The organism is Clostridium tagluense (assembly GCF_003865095.1).
GTDB lineage: Bacteria > Bacillota > Clostridia > Clostridiales > Clostridiaceae > Clostridium_AD > Clostridium_AD tagluense.
The window spans coordinates 259,816-275,492 of record NZ_BHYK01000003.1 but is presented as its reverse complement, the minus strand read 5'-3'; the positions used below and the strand labels follow the sequence as shown (position 1 = coordinate 275,492).

The 15,677-nt window shown below is 29.5% G+C and carries 14 protein-coding genes and 1 pseudogene; 12 read left to right on the top strand and 3 right to left on the bottom strand.

Annotated elements, in window-relative coordinates; translation table 11 throughout:
* Positions 1-1,629: 1,629 nt before the first annotated feature.
* Positions 1,630-2,709 carry a hypothetical protein gene (locus Ctaglu_RS04100; protein ID WP_124998333.1) on the top strand — a complete coding sequence of 360 codons (1,080 nt, stop codon included), beginning with the start codon at positions 1,630-1,632 and terminating at the stop codon, positions 2,707-2,709.
* 212 nt (positions 2,710-2,921) lie between these two features.
* Here the strand turns inward: Ctaglu_RS04100 and Ctaglu_RS04095 are convergent, their stop codons facing one another.
* Positions 2,922-3,797: a hypothetical protein gene (locus Ctaglu_RS04095; protein WP_124998331.1), complete on the bottom strand. Its 876-nt coding sequence runs from the start codon at positions 3,795-3,797 to the stop codon at positions 2,922-2,924.
* 337 nt (positions 3,798-4,134) lie between these two features.
* Here Ctaglu_RS04095 and Ctaglu_RS04090 point away from each other — a divergent pair, with 337 nt between their 5' ends.
* The 4 genes and pseudogenes from Ctaglu_RS04090 (at position 4,135) to Ctaglu_RS25845 (ending at position 8,459) form a co-directional block, all read left to right on the top strand.
* Positions 4,135-5,031 carry a retron St85 family effector protein gene (locus tag Ctaglu_RS04090; RefSeq protein WP_124998329.1) on the top strand — a complete coding sequence of 299 codons (897 nt, stop codon included), beginning with the start codon at positions 4,135-4,137 and terminating at the stop codon, positions 5,029-5,031.
* Between the two features lie 151 nt (positions 5,032-5,182).
* The gene (locus tag Ctaglu_RS04085) at positions 5,183-6,391 is read left to right on the top strand and encodes a retron St85 family RNA-directed DNA polymerase (protein ID WP_207669446.1); all 1,209 of its coding nucleotides are present in this window, start codon (positions 5,183-5,185) and stop codon (positions 6,389-6,391) included.
* Positions 6,391-7,776: an SH3 domain-containing protein gene (locus Ctaglu_RS04080; protein WP_124998325.1), complete on the top strand. Its 1,386-nt coding sequence runs from the start codon at positions 6,391-6,393 to the stop codon at positions 7,774-7,776. The genes Ctaglu_RS04085 and Ctaglu_RS04080 overlap by 1 nt, the downstream gene beginning before the upstream one ends.
* Positions 7,777-7,934: 158 nt before the next feature.
* Positions 7,935-8,459, top strand: a pseudogene (locus Ctaglu_RS25845) (DUF3387 domain-containing protein).
* On the opposite strand, the gene Ctaglu_RS25840 reads toward Ctaglu_RS25845, so the two are convergent.
* Positions 8,440-8,757 carry a hypothetical protein gene (locus Ctaglu_RS25840; protein ID WP_124998319.1) on the bottom strand — a complete coding sequence of 106 codons (318 nt, stop codon included), beginning with the start codon at positions 8,755-8,757 and terminating at the stop codon, positions 8,440-8,442. The pseudogene Ctaglu_RS25845 and the gene Ctaglu_RS25840 sit on opposite strands and share 20 nt — an antisense overlap.
* Before the next feature lie 116 nt (positions 8,758-8,873).
* On the opposite strand from Ctaglu_RS25840, the gene Ctaglu_RS04060 reads away from it, so the two are divergent.
* Positions 8,874-9,839, top strand: a complete 966-nt coding sequence (locus tag Ctaglu_RS04060; protein WP_124998317.1) for a RipA family octameric membrane protein — start codon at positions 8,874-8,876, stop codon at positions 9,837-9,839.
* Positions 9,840-9,898: 59 nt separating this feature from the next.
* Here the strand turns inward: Ctaglu_RS04060 and Ctaglu_RS04055 are convergent, their stop codons facing one another.
* Positions 9,899-10,309, bottom strand: a complete 411-nt coding sequence (locus tag Ctaglu_RS04055) for a TIR domain-containing protein (protein ID WP_124998315.1) — start codon at positions 10,307-10,309, stop codon at positions 9,899-9,901.
* A gap of 248 nt (positions 10,310-10,557) precedes the next feature.
* Here Ctaglu_RS04055 and Ctaglu_RS04050 point away from each other — a divergent pair, with 248 nt between their 5' ends.
* The 6 genes from Ctaglu_RS04050 to Ctaglu_RS04025 all read left to right on the top strand — a co-directional run bounded on the left by Ctaglu_RS04050 (position 10,558) and on the right by Ctaglu_RS04025 (position 15,469).
* A complete protein-coding gene (locus tag Ctaglu_RS04050; protein ID WP_124998313.1) occupies positions 10,558-10,971 on the top strand; it encodes a TIR domain-containing protein in 414 nt (137 codons plus the stop codon).
* Positions 10,972-11,540: 569 nt separating this feature from the next.
* Entirely contained in the window at positions 11,541-12,140 is a 600-nt protein-coding gene (locus Ctaglu_RS04045) for a recombinase family protein (RefSeq protein WP_124998311.1), read from the top strand.
* 396 nt (positions 12,141-12,536) lie between these two features.
* The gene (locus tag Ctaglu_RS04040) at positions 12,537-12,953 is read left to right on the top strand and encodes a 2-thiouracil desulfurase family protein (protein ID WP_124998309.1); all 417 of its coding nucleotides are present in this window, start codon (positions 12,537-12,539) and stop codon (positions 12,951-12,953) included.
* A 235-nt stretch (positions 12,954-13,188) separates the two neighbouring features.
* On the top strand, positions 13,189-13,827 hold the full coding sequence (locus Ctaglu_RS04035) for a chloramphenicol acetyltransferase (protein WP_124998307.1): 639 nt from the start codon (positions 13,189-13,191) through the stop codon (positions 13,825-13,827).
* Between the two features lie 222 nt (positions 13,828-14,049).
* The gene (locus tag Ctaglu_RS04030) at positions 14,050-14,688 is read left to right on the top strand and encodes an HD domain-containing protein (protein WP_124998305.1); all 639 of its coding nucleotides are present in this window, start codon (positions 14,050-14,052) and stop codon (positions 14,686-14,688) included.
* 274 nt (positions 14,689-14,962) lie between these two features.
* Positions 14,963-15,469, top strand: a complete 507-nt coding sequence (locus Ctaglu_RS04025; RefSeq protein WP_124998303.1) for a 2'-5' RNA ligase family protein — start codon at positions 14,963-14,965, stop codon at positions 15,467-15,469.
* The last annotated feature ends 208 nt before the right edge of the window (positions 15,470-15,677 follow it).

Below are 15,677 nucleotides of genomic sequence, written 5' to 3'. Positions count from 1 at the left end.
AGGCTTTATAACCTTAACTGAAAAATTTATGATTAGGTAATTCTTATTGAACCGCCGTGTACCGAACGGTACGCACGGTGGTGTGAGAGGTCGCTAAATAAATTAATTATTTAGCTCCTACTCGATTTTAAATATATTTATATTGTTGTTAGTAGTATAGAGAATTTGGAAGGACAACATCTTAGCACGTATACCGTCACCCAAAAAAGAACAAGCTTCAGTATAAGAATCTCTAAGCTTCCCATTGTTTTCGTCCCTCAAATCCTGGGAAACTAAGAAATTCTAATGCCAAAGCTAGTCCGTTTTGGGGTACCCGACGGCGTGCATTAATTCTATTTTAATTTAAATTGTTTTTAATTTAATCGTTCTATATTAATAATCAAAAAAAATCATAAGTCTACGCAGCCATTTCGATAAAGCTCGCTCCAACCGACACCACCGCGACCTTTAACGAAAGGGCACCGTTATTCATAAAAGGTTCTAAAGACATAGAGAAACATTCCGTTTCTTCACTTGCAGGGCGCTCATCAACGGAACGCTGAGTTCAATTAAGCTAAAGACCCGTGGCTCGATAAATTTCTAATACGAAATTTAACGACCCACTAGAATTTTAAATAGTAGTTGATTTTAAATATTAACAAGTTGGATCTTTGCACGCATATGGTGTTTAATCATGTCGTTTAATCTAAATACGTATGCCTGCTATGCACAAGATCCAATAAGCGTATACAATAACATTTGTTTTTGACTACACTATTGCTCAGTAATTTAACCAGGTGAGTTTTAGTATAGATAATATGACATGTTGTACTGTACCCCTAAATGAACTAATAAAAGAGCAGAGATTTCTGCTCTAGATATTTTATAATATAAGAATATCATGGCTTAAAATTTTAAGCTGATTCTTCATATATTACAGCACAATTAATTACTACTTATGTCGTCCGTTTAGAATATTGTGTTTTAACCATGTAGCTATTTATTGCAGTCTTTACATGAATTTTAGATTATTTCGCCAATATAATATTCAGCAACGTGTTTCCCATCAACTATAAGTGAATTTTCTTTTAAACCTTCTTATTGAACCCTATTTCTGCAACAATAAGAAATTAGATAGTAATGCAAAAGAAGAAAAATTAGAGGCGATAATTGAAGAAAATAATATACCTACTGTGAAAGATTAAAAACATTTTAAGCGTTTTATCTGCCATGATAGAATGTATATTCCAGATTTTGATATGGCATTATTAATCATATTTTTAGAAGGAATATATTTATGGCACCTTACTAAGTGCTGATTTTTATTGTTTTTATATATTTCACAATTGTTACTAATTCTAGCAATAAAATTACAATATTAAAAAACTCTTAAGAGTGTAGCGTTCCTCTTAAGAGTTTACTATTAAAAATTATTTTGATTTTTCAATGTAATATAACAGCCAGTAATTTATTTATGGAGCAATGAAAATATTTTAAAGATAAGTAAATCATTGTGGGATACAAGTTTTATTATTTGTGAGTAATTAATTTTATAATAACATTACTTATATTTGAAATTAATGTTATTATTGGTGTATAAGTATTTTAATATCTATCTATAGTTCATGGGTTAAAGAAAGGATTATTTTTATGGAATATAATAAAAAGTTACAGAATCGAGTTGAAGATTATGTTGCTAAAATGAAGCTTTATCAGCAGCAAATGCTTGAAAAATATCCACCAAATCCGCCGAATGATGTATGCTACCATGCTTTATTAGCTGGAATTATGATTGAAAATAGTTTTGGACCAAAGGTTCATGATTATACCAACCTTTTTCGAACAGAATATGAAAAAATATTTATTTGGACACATAGTAAAGACTCAAATTCTGCGTTAATATCTGAGGTGAATACAAAAATAAAATCGTTGCCATTTTGGAAAACCATTGGTCACGTATTACATTTAGCACAGTACTATTATAACGCATTTGAGATAATTAATGATTTTGATATAAAGTATAACTGGACTTACTATTTTGACAAAAATAAAATGTTTGAAGAATTAGAGTTAATGGATAGTTCTTACATTGTTAAGATGGACTTAAGGAGTGGAGTTATTATAAAAGCTACGGAAATCGAAGCTATGGCACCATTAATAGAGTTAATTTTAAGAGACGATGTATGTTATACATCACTAAGTCAGATGCTTTCATCTTTTGAACTACATTACTGTTGCTTAACTTGCGAGTTAGGACTTTCACCAGTTATTATGCATGAATCACATGAACCAGAGTTATGGGAACACCCATACTATATAGCTAAAATGGAAGCTGCCATAATACAAGCATGCCGTTGTGTAGAAAGTATTTTAGGTGAACCACCAAGCAGGACAAACAAAAATGGTTTAATGCGACATAAAGGACGATGGACAGAGTGTTTACAAATTAACGCTGATGATATTTTTGAAAAGGTAGGAATTACATATTTAGAGTTCTATTATAAACTATTTTTCGATTTGAGAAACCCTTCTGCACACAGTTATGGTAATATACATTTTGATTTGGAGAGAAAAAAGGTTATTGAGGCTCAATGTTTTGCTGCACTTATTTTAAGAGCGTATATAACAAGTAATATAAAAAGTCATGAAGAATCATTAAGAATATTATGTTTTAACCAAGACTTATTAACTAGAGTTTTAGAAGATATTAGTACAAAAATAACAAAATAACAAAATGATATTAACGAAGTAGCTATAAATATAAAAGATAGAATGAAAAATAATACTGTAAAACACTTGATAATTACTAATTATGAATTATAAATTGAATGTGTATAGTATATAACATAAACAAATAAAAACTACGATAATTAAGTTTAATACCTTTATATCGTAGTTTTTTCATTTTATATACAATTTGATTTTTGAGACAGCTAATTTTTTTATAAAGAATTTCTAATCAAGGTATCAAAATAATCATACATCGTTTTTCTATTTTCTTTAGAAAAACTGCTATAAAACGAATTTATATCTTCAAATTTAGTGTTATAACTCAATGCAATACTAAAACAATCTGCAAAGACATCTTGTTTATGAATAGCAAGCAAATTATTCCAACTATTACGAAAAGTTTCTTCAAACATTTCTTTGAATCCACTTGGAATTAGGGAACTATTATTTGTTATTGCAATGTGCAGTGCATGACCAACTTCGTGCATAAATACTTCAGAAACTGGACTCTTATCATTTACATTATTTCTAGAATTAACGATAGTATTAGGAAAAATATAGTATGCTGAATCTAGAGCAGAAGACATATTAAAATTCAAAATAATAAGTGGATTTTTCTTGGATACAATATTGACAGACGAGTTAGCTAATGTCATATTAAGGATATTTATAACTTCTTTTTCTTCAACAAGTTCAGAACTGTTTTCTATAGGCTCATTATAAATAGAAAGAAGTTGATGAATAACTGCTATAGTTTCTTTATAATGCTTAATTGTAGGATTATTACCTAGACATCCAAGTATAGAGATTATAAATATAATATATGAATCTTTTTCTCCAAAATAGAAATATTTATCATTAACAACAATATTATTTTTATGATTCATTAGTTTCTCTAAAAAAATTGAACTTCTGTATCGATTAATATTTTCAATTGTATTTTTTATAAGATATCTTTTATCTTTTGAGTCTAAGATAATATTATTAATTTCATCTAAGTAATTCAATGCTTTTTCCTTAGTATTGCTTTTATTATAAAATTCAACAAGAGTTTCTTGTATATTATTTAACTCTTCAATTTTATTCATGGACTGCTCCTAGTATTATTACCTTAGAATATTATATTGTTAATGTTATTCTAATATAACTACTAGTTAAAAAGTCTGAAGTAAAATTATCATTTATTTACTGCGCTTTATTCCTCTACTATAAAAAAATACTACTATTCTATTCTCTCTAATATAAAATAAAGTGTACATCTATTATAAAGAAAAGTAAGATATAAGTTGTTCAATATACAAACTTACTATATAAAAAATCAACTAACATTATAGTGTATAAGTAAATAATTTTAAGGAAGTAGTTACATATAATAGGAAAGATTGTTATAATATATTGTAATAATACTAGGAAAAGGAGAAGATTATGGGGGTTAGTGAGATTTATTTAAACTCAATTGACAAAATTTATTCTGATGTATACAAAAAAATAAACAGAGAATTTATTGATGTATTTTTATGTGGAGGAGTAAGTACTGATGATAAATGTATAAGAGATTCAATTAGAAGTAAATTAGAAAAACATAGTGTAAGAGTGCTATATCCTGAAGACTTATTTATGGATATTTTAAGTAAAGATAAATCGATGGACTTACTTAGTTTAGAAAATTTTTTAGCTGACAATAGTGATATAATTTGTGTCTTACCAGAGAGTGTAGGGTCATTAGTAGAGCTAGGCGCATTTACGAATAATGAAAAGACCCTAGAAAAGTTATTTGTTATTATGAATAAAAGTTATGAAAAAGAAAAAAGTTTTATAATGATGGGTCCTATTAAATATATTTCAAATCAAAAGGGTAAGGAACGAACAATCTTCTATGAAAAGGATAAATTAGATTCAATTATTGATAGTACTGTAGATAAATTTAAAAAGTTTAGTAAAAAATCTGCAAAGACGGAAATAGAGATAAATACAATAATAGGTCAATATTATTTTATTCCATTGTTAGTTTACTTTGTTAAGGCTATTTCTATGAAGAATTTAGAAGAGGTAATGAAAAGAATATATATAAAGAATCATTTTGATGTGGGAAAAGTGAATATGATATTATATTCTTCAATTAAAATACTATATAAGAATAAGTATATTCATAAAAGTATTAAAAATGGACAAATAGCATTAACAGAAAAGGGTAATTTGTATATTCAAAAAATATTGAATAAGTTGCCTATAGATAAAAGTGGAAAGTTGTATGATTTTATAAGATATGGTATAATGTTGTCAGAACTAAATATAAACACCCCTTTAGAGACCACTATATAATAGTATTGATCATAAAAGTACTCCTATTTATAGTTGGAGATGATTCGTCTCCCTAAGTGTTTAATTTAGTAGTATCTTAATTAAATGTTCCAATCCATCCACATTGTGAATGAATTAAAACATTTAATCAAGAATGATTTATGGTAAAGGGGTGTTTACTATTAAAAGAGTTAAATATAGAAATATAATAATCTTGGAAGCTTTAAACTTACCTAAAATATTTGATATAAAGTCATTTAGCATATCTATAGGACTTACTCCTACAATTCTTTATTTATTATCTAAAGAAACAGAACGATACTATACTAGTATAAAAATACCTAAGAAAAAAGTAGGGACTAGGCAATTAAGAATACCAAGTTTCTCATTAAAATTAGTTCAAAAGTGGATAAAGATTAATATTTTAGATAAGATACCTATCTCAGATTCTGCTATGGCTTTTAGAATAGGAAAAGATTATGGCATAAAACAAAATGCTGAATTACATAAATATGACTCATACATTTTTAAAATAGATTTAAAAGACTTTTTTCATTATATTCATAGAGAAAAAGTTTTTTATTTTTTTTATAACTTGGGATATAATAATTTAATATCAAACATTCTAAGTAATATTTGTACATTTAATGATGTTTTACCGCAAGGAGCAGTTACTTCACCAAGTTTATCAAATTTATTATGTAAAAAATTAGACTCTAGATTAGAAGGCGTAGCAAGCAAAAGAGGTATCTCATATACTCGATATGCAGATGATTTAATTTTTTCATGTAATGATAAAGTTCTATTAATAAAAACACAGAAGATGATATATGAAATAGTAGAGGACGAAGGATTCCAAGTAAATAGTGAAAAAGTGAAATTTATGGGACCAGCTACTAGAAAATCTATAACAGGCTTACTAATCGTAGAAAATAAAGTAATAGTACCTAGGTCACTTAAAAGAAAGGTAAGAAGGATGATTCACTATATGATAGCTACATCTGATTACTCGAGGTTGGATGTGGTTAAAGGGTACATTTCGTATATTTCTAGTATAGAAAAGAAATATATAGAAAAAATCAAAAGGTATATAAATAATATGGTTAACAATGATCAATATAAAGTGTTTGATGACATTGTTAATTTATATAACGAAAATATATTTTTAGAATGTAATGAAATGGAGCATGTTTCATTTGAGTCATGTATAGATATTGTAGATGGTACTGTGCTTGATTTTGGAGAGCATTATGTGGATGAGAGAATAACCTTTTTTAAAAAACATAATATATGTGGCAGGTTAAGTAGTCTAGGAATTGAATATGAAGAGATAGCAGCAACAGTGAATGTAACATCAGAAAACGATGGGGGGGGTAAATAGTGAAAGAAGATGGAGACAAGTTATCTCTAAAATTCACTTTAGGTTTGGCTGAAAATACATTAAGCAAACAATCTGAAAGTACAAGTAAGATGTTGAGTGGTATGGCACTTAGTAATATGGCGGCAATGAGTACATCATCAATTAGCGCATCAATACTAGGCATTAGTGAAGTGATGGAACAGTTTCAAAACAAATTGGGAAAACAGTTTAAAGGTAAAGACTTTAGCATGATTTCAGCACTGAGTACATATTCAACGAATACATCATCAATTATTGCATCAATACAAGGTATTAGTGGAGTGATGGAACAGTTTCAAAACAAATTGGGAAAACAGTTTAAAGGTAAAGACTTTAGCATGATTTCAGCACTGAGTACATATTCAACGAATACATCATCAATTATTGCATCAATACAAGGTATTAGTGGAATGATGGAACAGTTTCAAAACAAATTGGGAAAACAGTTTAAAGGTATAGACTTCAGCATGATTTCAGCACTGAGTACGGCAACACTAGGAATTAATGGAATGATGGCACAATTTCAAGATAAATTGAGCGACCAGCTTAAAGGTATAGACCTTAGTAATGTAAAAATAAATGAGAATGGAACAGTTGATTATTTAGATGAAACTATTAACATTAAAGATGCCATAGAGGATGTTAGTTCATATTTCTTAGAGAATATGGAATCAGAACAAGAAGTGGAACAGAGCGCTAAATCCGTAACAAAAATAAAGTCTATTATTAATATATTAATGTTTATTTTCATGTTTGTACTAATTATAAACACACAGCCCCAATTGGTTAGTACATCACTTGAAAAAACACCTATTAAACAGCAAATAGCAGAAAATATAGGGAAACTAAGTGGAAATGTTGAATCTGGATTAGATGAGATGGCAAAATTTTTTCTTTTTATTTTTGCATTTGGGAACAAAGTAAGTGGGGAAATAAATGGGTTTGCCATTGTGAATCCTGCATCGTTTATCTTTAGATATGAGGCAATAAAATATATTTTAAAAAGAATTTACAATACTCTAAAGAAAAAAAGAGAAAGCATTATCTATCCAGATGAGATTTTAAATGATAGAAAAAGGATTATAAAATTGATTAAAAGCCAATTTAAAGTTTCGATTGAAAAGCATTTTAATAGCGAAATAATCAATAAGATTTATCAAGGCAATTTTGGCTTAGTTAGTAAAAATTCATTAGATGTGAGGACAAGCAATAATTTTAAATCGCCAATAATATATAAATTGATATTAGGTGAGGTAGTTATTATTATAGGGAAAAATAGGGAATGGACGGAAATACAATTTGTTGGTAAGGACAATTGCGATTATTTGGGGTGGGTATCTACTAAATACATACACAGAGTTGATTAAAATAGAGGTCTTATATTATTATCTAGAGAGTAGAAAACATAAATTTCCAGTTTGTGGTACAAGCTCGGGGGACGTAAAAATAACTGGAAGTTATTGGTCGCTAGTGTCAAAATGAATTAAAAAGCTGAGGAACTACAGCAAGTAAGAAGTCTTAGTACATGAATAGTATCAAGAATATGAAGCATAAAAACATAGCTGCTGAGATGTTAAGAAAGCTACTGGCTGATAATATAAAAGTATTTCAAAGAAGCAATATAGTTAAATCAGAGCTGTTCTCTAAAAAATTAACAGACCTGATGAAAAAATATAACAATAGAATGATTACTAGTGCAGAAGTAATTCAAGAATTGCTTAACCTATCTAAAGAAATAGTGACAGCAGTAAAAGAAGGCGAAGAGAAAGGTTTATCTGTAGAGGAATATGCATTTTATGAGGCTTTAGTAGCTGACCCTAAAGTTCTAGAATAGATGCAAGATTCCATTTTAATAGCAATGGCTCATGATTTAACTGACATGATAAGAAAGAATAAGACTATAGATTGGGATAAAAAGGAATCAGCAAGAGCAGCTATGCGAAGAATGGTTAAGAGATTGTTAAGAAAATATAAATATCCTCCTGAAAAAGCAGATGGGGCTGTAAACATAGTTATTAAGCAGGCAGAGCTTATGAGTGCAGGGATATAAAATAGGAAATAACAGGCTTCACTGAAATGGAGGAATAAAGATGAACGATATAAAAATGGAAATGTATATTCCTACTGTCAATCCCTGAAACAATAGCATTTTCTAATTTTTGCTTCGGTTTCTTACTCACATTAAAGGTTAATCCACCGCCTTTGAACTGATGCTCAAACTTCTCCATTTTTTTAAATAGAATGTCCATAGTAACATTTTTAAACATCTTTATAGCGATTTCTAGCATGTATTCTGTCAAATAATTTTCACTTTTTAATCCACACTCAGGACACCATATTTCAATCACATCATCTGCTTGAACACGATAAAATGTTAAAAAACACCAAAAGTTATAAACGCATTAAGCCGTTTTTTACAATTTATCATTGATATATATAGGATACATTAAAAAGGAGCTAATCTATGAAAGTATTTTTAATACACTCATTTTCAGATAAAGTTGATATAGATAAATTTATAGATAAATTAAAAAAGTATAAAAAATTGAAATTTGTAAAACTTAAATATAATGAGTTGTTTAAATCGAAATTTACAAAGCGTGTAAATATATGTACTTGGAAATCAAGAGCTAAAAAAGGGATTTATAAGTCGAATTTTGTTATATTTATTGTAGGGGAAAATTCACATAATAGTAAACATATAAAATGGGAATTAAGGACTGCTAAAAAAGCTAAGAAAAAAATTTATATAGTTAAACTTGATGATAGTTTTGAAGTATCAGATGAAGTAGAGGACATAAAAATTATTACTGAGGAAGAGTTCGATAATATTATTGAACTTGAATTGAATATTAATAAGAAGATGGAAAAAGTTCTTTTTAATAAAAGAGAATTTGAACTATCAAATGTTGCAATTGCAATTGAATCAAAAAAAATATTATTTGATGAATATAAATTATTACTACAGACTTCAGAAAACCTTATTGCAAGAAGACAAATTATGAATACATTTTTTTTAACAGCAAACGGAGTATTAATTTCTCTGTTTGGCTTGATTACAGGCACAATAAAAAGTAACGTACACCTACATCAATGTACATTTGCTATTGTAGGGGCTTTATTATGCTTATCTTGGTACAGTCTAATAATTTCCTATGGACAATTAAATACAGGGAAATTTGCAGTGTTAAATAAATTAGAGCAATATTTACCAGTCTCTATTTTTTCTGCTGAATGGGTTGCTTTAGGTGAAGGCAAAGACAAGAAAATATTTAGGTCTTTCACCAAATCCGAAAAAAAAATCCCTCTACTTTTTTTAGCTATTTATAGTTTTTTATTTTTAGCTATTATTTTTCTTAATGTAGTTCCAATAATCAATGCGATATCTAATTATTATTTTATAATACGGCAAATGGTAATTCATATGTAATTTCCATAAAATATTAAAACCTCATATCAATAATGATGTGAGGTTTTAATATTTTTACATTAATTATTTTTACCTTCAGTCATTACTTTATCAATTTGAGAAGCTATTCCTTCCCATCCCCAAGATATTGTTCGACTGCGTACTAATCCGTTAGGCAAGGTGTTTAATGCAGTTGCACTGTCTACATAAACTCCGAAAATAGGGACATTACATTCTTTAGCAAATTGTATTTCTTTAACTACACCTGTAGCTGAAGCCATCTGTTTGCCAACTAGAACTATAAGCATATTGCATTTATTTATTTTTTCTTTAATTATCCTTTCCCATTCAGATTGAGTCAAAGATTGTTTTGACGACCAATCCTCAATATTAAATGGGGTACGTGAATTTTTCGATTGTCCAATAAAATAATTTTTCTGGCCTTCATTATTATCAAAATCAAAACTAATAAATGCTCTTGGATTTGCCATAATAATATCCTCCTCGTATAATGTAGTTGTATTACTTGTATATTTTACATAGCAATCTATATAAATTATACCATTATTGAACATTAAAAAAAAGAATTTAAATGTAAAACAACGGAAATTATAGTATAATTTAATAAATTTGTTTCATGGTAGAATTATTTATAATTATTCTACTATTAATAAAACAAAGAGTTTTTTTAAAAAAAGGAAAAGTTTTAGTGATGTGAATTTAAGGAGGAATAATAAATATGAAAAAAATATTTTTAGGAGGATCTGTTACTGGGACTAACCCTTTGTATGGTTGGAGAGGAAAACTAATACCCATGTTACAGATTGAGTATTTTAATCCTGTAGTAAAAAATTGGAATGAAAAAGCAATTAAAGAAGAATATAGACAAAAAAATGACGTATGTAATTTAGGATTATTCGTAATAACCCCAGATATGGATGGATATTTTTCTATAGCAGAAGCAATTGATTTCAGTAATAAAAAACCAAATGGAGCAATATTTTGTGTGATAAATGAAACTTTTGAGAATAATAAAAAATTTGATAGTAATCAGATAGAATCACTTAACAACGTGGGCCTATTAGTAGAAAAAAATGGTGGAAAATACTTTAAATCGCTTGAAGAAATTGTACATTATATAAATCAAAAATAATTCACAATCTTATACATTAAGGCATAAATTTCATAGTATATAAGGAGTTCGTAAAGAAATGTTAGCATAAAAGAAATTTATGTTAAATATGATAAAAATAATATAATATTCACACAAAAGGGTAAGGTTTTAACATAAAATTAAATGTTACGATAATTTAGTAATTTATGAATATTAGAAGGGACTGTCTCAAAAAATAGAAAGTGATTTCTATTTTGAGATGGGTCTTTTTTCTTTTTCAAATACAAAGTGGATAGAAAGTACAATTACACCTACTAAGTAGTAGTGAAGTGATTAGTGATATTAAAGCTAGCATAATATTGAGAAAAATCCTGCTATATTCGGGGAGAGTTTTGAACATTATGAATAAATATTGTTTCCTTTCTGAAATTCGTCGTCGCAAAAGGTATACTTAATGGAACAGTATTGTCAATACCATATATCAACAGTTTGTATAGTATCAATAAGTTAGAATTATATATTTGGAACGTTTCTAAAGTGTATTGACTATATGAAGCGTAAATTATATAATTAAGTATCACAAGGATAATAAAGGAAGGATTGATACTATGAAAACTGTAGCATATTTAAGAGTAAGTTCAAAAGACCAAAATTTAGATAGGCAATTAGATGAAATTAAGAAGTTAGGCATAGAGGAAAAATTTATATATACTGATAAACAGAGCGGTAAAGATTTTGATAGAATAGGTTATAAATATATGAAAAAAGGATTAGAAAAAGGAGACTTACTAATAATTAAATCACTTGATAGATTCGGTCGTAGTTATGAGGATATAATGAAACAATGGAATGATATTACTAAAACTATAGGTGCTGATATTAAAGTATTAGACATGGAGCTATTAGATACTACCAAACATAAAGATATCCTAGGTACATTCATTAGTGATTTAATATTACAGGTATTATCATTTGTAGCACATCAAGAGAGAGAGAATATTAAACAACGCCAAAAGGAAGGCATTGTAAGTGCTAAAAATAAAGGTATAAAGTTTGGTAGACCTAAGTTAGAAGTTAATAGTGATAGTTTTGAGGGTATATATAAACAATGGAAAGATGGAAAAGTTAAAGGTGTTGAGGCTACGCAGATGCTAAACATGACTAAAGCTACATTTTATCGTAGAGTTAAAGAGTATGAAGGTAGATAGGTCGTGGAATGAAGAGGAAGGACAAGTAAATAATAGCTTACGTAAATAATTTAAGCATGAGGTTAGAGAAATCTGGCTTTAGGCTTTATTTTTTACCTAAATTTACAAACGTGCAGGAAAAAGGTAGTTCCGTATTGAAATGAGTATATATATAAATATCATCTAGAGTTACAATACACGACATCAATGTCGGGAATACATCTATATTTTATGAATAGCCAGACATTTGTGTCGGGGTGACACTAGTTGAACTAAACCGCTTTCCAGCGGTGGCAAGGTGTTAGATAAATTTAAAATTTAGACAAAAATGAAATTTAATTTAGAGATTAGTAACTCCTTTATATGTTTTGGCAATAATAATGCGTGGATAAATCCGAATTGTTGGGAGCGATGTACATGAATATTTTAGTAAGTGCCTGTGTAATAGGACAAAACTGCAAATATAATGGCGGAAATAATTTGAATAGAAGTGTAGTTGAATTCATACAAAGACATAATGTGATTGAAATATGTCCTGAACTGCTGACAGGTATGAAATGCCCAAGGGCATGTGTTGAGATAGTAAACGGCATTGTAATGTCTGAGAATGGTGAGAATGTAGATGCAGAATATCGCAAAGGGGTAGAACTTGCAATGGAAAAAATTAAGGGACAAAAGATAGATTTAGCAATATTACAGTCAAGAAGTCCTACTTGTGGTGTAAACACTATCTATGATGGGTCTTTCAATGGTACTTTAATTGAGGGACATGGTTTATTTACTGAAGCCATCATTGAAAAAGGTATTAGGGTATTAGACTCCGAAAATTTTTAAGTTGCTGAATTCGTAAGTTAACTTATCTAAATGATACAGGGTATGAGAATCAACGCCAAGGCACATTCCTTCATCAAGCCCGTCGGGCTAAGGTTTAGGAACGTCGGCAACAAGAGACGTTAGCAGAAAGAATATTTTATCGAAAGTTTATGTTCCATTTTATCATATCTTTTATTTATAACAGTATGATAGTGTGCAATATAGATATTAAAATTTTTATGGAGAGTGATTACTAATGAAGTTTATAGATATAGAAAACTGGAAGAGAAAAGACCACTATAATTATTTAAAACAACTTAATTATCCCCATTTTAATATCTGTGGAAATCTTGATATTACAAGGTTTAATAGGTACATTAAAGAAAAGGAAAGCCCATTTTTTATATCCATGTTGTATGCTTCGGTAAAAACAGCAAACATCATAAAAGAATTTAGATTTAGGATAAGAGAAGATAAGGTGGTTGAACATGAAACTGTAAATCCCTCTTTTACAGTAATGACTGAAAATGAGGTATTTAGTTTTTGTACAGTAAAATTCATAGATGAATTTAATGATTTTAAGACTAATACATCAAAGGAAATCCAAAAAGCAAAGAATAATGGAAGTATAGAAGATGAACCAGAGCGTGATGACCTTTTATATATTACAAGTATTCCTTGGATTTCCTTTACTAATGTAACTCATCCAATTCAGATGAATCCTGTTGATAGCATTCCAAGAATATCATGGGGTAAATACTTTGAGGAAAACGGGAAAATTAAGTTACCGATATCTGTACAGGCACATCATGCTTTGGTTGATGGTATACATGTTGGACAATACTTTAGTACAATTCAAGAAATTTTAGACAATCCTGCGAAGCACCTTGATTAGATAATCCTTGAAGCGGGACAAACTATACTGACAAGTATACATTTCAAATTAAGAAAATTAAAAAAATAACGCCAAGGCACATTCTTTCGCCAAGCGCGTCGCGATAAGACTCAGGAATGTCGGCAACACGAAACGTTATGTGCCATATGAAATTGGTGCTAGGGCGGGGCTTCGAAGGATTTTGTACATTAATACACAGTTAGAAAAGGGGGTATCTATTATATGGGTTATTTTAAAGAAATTGAACAGGAAGCTAGAAAGATATTGATAAATACTAGAAAAAGCCATGATTGGGAACATACATTAAGAGTATATAATTTATGTCTGAAAATTGCATCAGTAGAAAAAGCTGACTTAGATGTTTTAAAGTTATCAGCTATATTGCATGATGTGGGCCGAGAAGAAGAGGACAAAGTTAAAGGAGAGATTTGTCATGCAGAATTGGGAGCCAAAATTGCTTTTGAAATATTAAAAAAATATAATGTTGATCAATTTATGATTAATAAAGTTTGTCATTGTATCGAGACACACAGATTTAAGGGAAATAAAAAACCAGAGAGTGTGGAAGCTAAAATACTATTTGATGCGGATAAGTTAGATGCAATTGGTGCTATTGGATTGGCAAGGGCGTTTGTTTATTCAGGAGAGATAGGTGCAAAAGTACACAATATAAATTCAAAAATAGATGAAACACTTCCCTATACGGAGGAAGATACTGCGTATAGAGAATATTATTTTAAACTAAGAAAAATTAAAGATACATTATTTACAATTACAGGAAAACTAATGGCAGAAGAAAGACACCAATTTATGGTTGAATTTTTCGAAAGATTGAATAAAGAGGTTGAGGGTGAAGTATAGATTTATTTGAGTTATGCTTCGTAAGAAGCAATTTCATACGTCACATAACAAAATGTTGCCATTCGCCTTGGCTAGAGAGTTCTTTGAAGAAGGAGAAGTTAAGTACCCAAGTATATCTTTCAAACCAAGAAAATCATGAACCAACGCCAAGACACATTCCTTCACCAATCCCGTCGGGCTAAGGTTAAGGAACGTCGGCAACAAGAAACGTTATACGCCATTCAGCGTTTATCGCAGCCTCGTGCCGCGGATTAATAGAGAGAGAGGTAATAGAATGTTTAGTCGTGCAATCGTAATTTTTCCCCAATTCAACAATGTCAGGTTAATAAATGAAATACGAGAGAAATATGACCCACTTTTTGACTATATTGCTCCACATATAACGTTAGTATTTCCGTTTGAAAGTAATATTACGACAAGTGAATTAATTAAGTACATTAAGCAGTCACTTGTTGGGGTTGAGAAGTTTAGCCTTGCTATGAGAAGAATAACTGGAAGCTCAGATGAATACATCTTTCTAGATGTGAAGAAAGGTAATGACAAGATAATCGAAATACATGATAAGTTATATGAAGGACTTCTTAAAGAACACCATAATAGGTTTATTCCATACTTTACGCATTTGACATTAGGCAGATTAAGAGATGAGAAGATGCATCAAGAAATCGTTAAGTCATTGTTTACATTTGATGAGATATTCGAGATCGAAGTAGAAGAAGTTGCAGTTGTAAGGTTAGATGAAGAAGAGAAATCAATAATTGAGTATATACATAAGTTTTAATGTTTTTGGGTGCTTGGCCTCCTTGCCAAGCTCTGAAGTTAGGGCCGCTGAACAGCTTATAACAATGAACCCGCGCAAGGGTTCTAGGCTTTTCGTGTTCTGCTTAGGACTCAGTGTTTTTAGAAGCCCATCCCCACATCCCTTCAGCCTAAGATAGGAGCTATCTAAGGCCGAAGGGCGTCACGTGTTCGAAGTCGTTATGCGTCAT

Bases quoted from the DNA above. Each gene is read 5' to 3' on its own strand.
- Ctaglu_RS04100 (WP_124998333.1), top strand. From the start codon at position 1,630: ATGGAATATAATAAAAAGTTACAGAATCGAGTTGAAGATTATGTTGCT.
- Ctaglu_RS04095 (WP_124998331.1), bottom strand. From the start codon at position 3,797: ATGAATAAAATTGAAGAGTTAAATAATATACAAGAAACTCTTGTTGAA.
- Ctaglu_RS04090 (WP_124998329.1), top strand. From the start codon at position 4,135: ATGGGGGTTAGTGAGATTTATTTAAACTCAATTGACAAAATTTATTCT.
- Ctaglu_RS04060 (WP_124998317.1), top strand. From the start codon at position 8,874: ATGAAAGTATTTTTAATACACTCATTTTCAGATAAAGTTGATATAGAT.
- Ctaglu_RS04055 (WP_124998315.1), bottom strand. From the start codon at position 10,309: ATGGCAAATCCAAGAGCATTTATTAGTTTTGATTTTGATAATAATGAA.
- Ctaglu_RS04050 (WP_124998313.1), top strand. From the start codon at position 10,558: ATGAAAAAAATATTTTTAGGAGGATCTGTTACTGGGACTAACCCTTTG.
- Ctaglu_RS04045 (WP_124998311.1), top strand. From the start codon at position 11,541: ATGAAAACTGTAGCATATTTAAGAGTAAGTTCAAAAGACCAAAATTTA.
- Ctaglu_RS04040 (WP_124998309.1), top strand. From the start codon at position 12,537: ATGAATATTTTAGTAAGTGCCTGTGTAATAGGACAAAACTGCAAATAT.
- Ctaglu_RS04035 (WP_124998307.1), top strand. From the start codon at position 13,189: ATGAAGTTTATAGATATAGAAAACTGGAAGAGAAAAGACCACTATAAT.
- Ctaglu_RS04030 (WP_124998305.1), top strand. From the start codon at position 14,050: ATGGGTTATTTTAAAGAAATTGAACAGGAAGCTAGAAAGATATTGATA.
- Ctaglu_RS04025 (WP_124998303.1), top strand. From the start codon at position 14,963: ATGTTTAGTCGTGCAATCGTAATTTTTCCCCAATTCAACAATGTCAGG.